Below are 2,946 nucleotides of genomic sequence, written 5' to 3' on the forward strand. Positions count from 1 at the left end.
GCGCCAGGTGCAGCATCTCTTCGCGCGTCAGCTGGGTGCCGACCGTCAGGCGCGAGCGGCTGCCCTTCTCGGTGTCGACATCGTCTTGCGTGATCGTGAGGGTTTCATCCAGCGGCAACTGGGCATCGGTGACGACGACGGCCGTCATCAGCTTGGTCAGCGAAGCGATCGGCAGCACGGCGCCGGGATTCTTGCTGAACAGCACTTCATTGGTGTCCTGGTCCATCACCAGGGCGACGCTGGATTTCAGCTCCAACGCATCGACCGTGCTGTGCAGGCCGGCGATCTGGCCGAACGACGGGCGCGCCGGCACGAAGGCGACGGTGCGAACCCGCTTGCTGCGGGCCGCGCTCTTGGAGGACTTGGCGGGGGAGGCCTTGGCGCTGGCAGCGGCCTTGCGCTTGGTGGGCTTGGCGGTGCCGTCCGCAGCAACTGCCGCCAACGGAAGCGCAACTGCAGTGATCAACGTGATCAACCCGCGAATCATCGCCGATACCGAAATTTGCATCTTTTTTGCCACAACAACCCCTTGACAGCCGCTGACGCGAGTGTAGGTGAAAGAAAAAAAGCGCGCAAGATCAAAAACTTACGCGCCCTTTCTCTATCTGTACCTTAGGGTTTGTCAGGTCTGTGACAAAGTCGGCAGATCAGCTCATCCCTGGGCAGCGACGCGTTCGCTCTTGCTGTGCAGCTTGTTCATGGCCGCGAGGTAAGCCTTGGCCGAAGCCACCACGATGTCCGGATCAGACCCGACTCCGTTGACGACGCGGCCACCATGCTGCAGTYGAACCGTCACCTCTCCCTGGGATTCTGTGCTCCCCGAGGTGATGGCATTGACCGAATAGAGCAGCATTTCGGCGCCACTTTGCAGCTTGGATTCGATGGCCTTCAAACTGGCATCGACCGGGCCGTTGCCGTCGCTCTCGGCATGGTGCTCGACGGCGCCGGCCGAGAACGCGACCTTGGCGTGCGGCCGCTCGCCCATCTCGGAGTGCTGCGACAGCGCGAGCAGCCGGTAGTGCTCGCTCTCGGCCGTCACCGCCTCGTCCATCACCAGCGCGAGGATGTCCTCGTCGAAGATGTCGCTCTTGCGGTCGGCCAGTTCCTTGAACTTGGCGAACGCCGCATTGATCTCGGCCTCGGATTCCATCGCGATGCCGAGGTCCTGCAGGCGCTGCTTGAAGGCATTGCGCCCCGACAGCTTGCCCAGCACGATCTTGTTGGCCGCCCAGCCCACGTCTTCGGCACGCATGATCTCGTAGGTGTCGCGCGCCTTCAGCACGCCGTCCTGGTGGATGCCGGACGCATGCGCGAACGCATTCGCGCCGACCACTGCCTTGTTCGGCTGCACCACGAAGCCGGTCGTCTGCGAGACCAGGCGCGAGGCGGGCACGATCTGCGTCGCATCGATGCCGAGGTCGAGGCCGAAGTAGTCGCGGCGCGTCTTCACGGCCATCACGATCTCTTCGAGCGAGCAGTTGCCGGCACGCTCGCCCAGGCCGTTGATCGTGCACTCGACCTGTCGCGCGCCGCCGATCTTGACGCCGGCCAGCGAGTTGGCGACCGCCATGCCGAGGTCGTTGTGGCAGTGCACCGACCACACCGCCTTGTCGGCGTTCGGGATCCGCTGGCGCAGGTCCAGGATGAAGTTGCCGTACAGCTCGGGGATCGCATAGCCGACGGTGTCGGGGATGTTGATCGTCGTCGCGCCCTCGGCGATCACCGCCTCGAGCACGCGGCACAGGAAATCGGGGTCGGAGCGGTAGCCGTCTTCCGGCGAGAACTCCACATCGCCGCTCAGGTTGCGCGCGAAGCGCGTGGACAGGCGCGCCTGCTCGAACACCTGGTCCGGCGTCATGCGCAGCTTCTTCTCCATGTGCAGCGCGCTGGTCGCGAGGAACAGGTGGATGCGCGTCGACGCGCCGCCCTGCAGCGCCTCGGCGGCGCGCGCGATGTCGCGGTCGTTCGCGCGCGCCAGCGAGCAGACGGTGCTGTCCTTCACCGCCTGGGCGATCGCCTTCACCGCTTCGAAATCGCCGTTCGACGCCGCCGCGAAGCCGGCCTCGATCACGTCGACCTTCAGGCGCTCGAGCTGCCGGGCGATGCGCAGCTTCTCGTCCTTGGTCATCGAGGCGCCGGGCGATTGCTCGCCGTCACGCAAGGTGGTGTCGAAAATGATCAGTTTGTCGGTCATGGGGTGACTCCTCAGTTCGGGTGATCGGCTCGGATCTTAGGCGAGCTCTGCGGCCTTGAAGGCCAGTTCGCCCCGGCGCAGCGCCCGCTGCAGGCCCGACACGATGGCCTTCAGCGAGGCGGAAACGATGTTGGCATCGATGCCGACGCCGAACAGCGTCACCGCATCGCCCACCCGCAGCTCGAGGTAGGCCGCAGCGCGCGCATCGGCGCCGCTGGCGATCGCATGCTCGTGGTAATCCAGCACGCGCACCGGCACGGCCAGGTGCCGGTTCAGCGCGTTGACGAACGCGTCGATCGGCCCGGCGCCCTGCGCATCCAGCGCCAGTTCGCGATCGCCCAGGCCGACCGTGCCGTGCAGGTGAACCGAGCCGTCGGCCTGCGCGGTGATCGTCGGCGCCGTCGCGCGTGCGACGGGAGCGTCGGCGATGCCGTACTCGCTCCGGAAGACGGCCCACAGGTCGGCGGCGGTCTGCTCCTTGCCGCTGTCGTCCATCACGCGCTGGACCACGCCGCTGAACTCGATCTGCAGGCGGCGCGGCAGCTCCACGCCGTACTCGGTCTCGAGCAGGTACGACACCCCGCCCTTGCCCGACTGGCTGTTGACGCGGATCACCGCGTCATAGCTGCGCCCGAGGTCGACCGGGTCGATCGGCAGGTACGGCACGTCCCAGATGTCGGTCGGCCGGCGCTGCGCGAAGGCCTTCTTGATSGCRTCCTGGTGCGAGCCGGAGAACGAGGTGTAGACCAGGT

Annotated in this window: 3 protein-coding genes; all 3 read right to left on the reverse strand. The window is 66.2% G+C overall.

Annotated elements, in window-relative coordinates; all coding sequences use genetic code 11:
* Positions 1-508, reverse strand: a 508-nt coding sequence (locus tag AC1D15_RS24875) for a serine hydrolase (protein WP_477828080.1), incomplete at its 3' end; no start/stop codon positions are given.
* A 144-nt stretch (positions 509-652) separates the two neighbouring features.
* A complete protein-coding gene (locus AC1D15_RS24880; RefSeq protein WP_477828081.1) occupies positions 653-2,194 on the reverse strand; it encodes a 2-isopropylmalate synthase in 1,542 nt (513 codons plus the stop codon).
* A 36-nt stretch (positions 2,195-2,230) separates the two neighbouring features.
* Positions 2,231-2,946, reverse strand: a 716-nt coding sequence (locus AC1D15_RS24885; RefSeq protein ID WP_477828082.1) for an alpha-isopropylmalate synthase regulatory domain-containing protein, incomplete at its 5' end; no start/stop codon positions are given.

Source organism: Rhizobacter sp. P2_H2 (assembly GCF_056403375.1).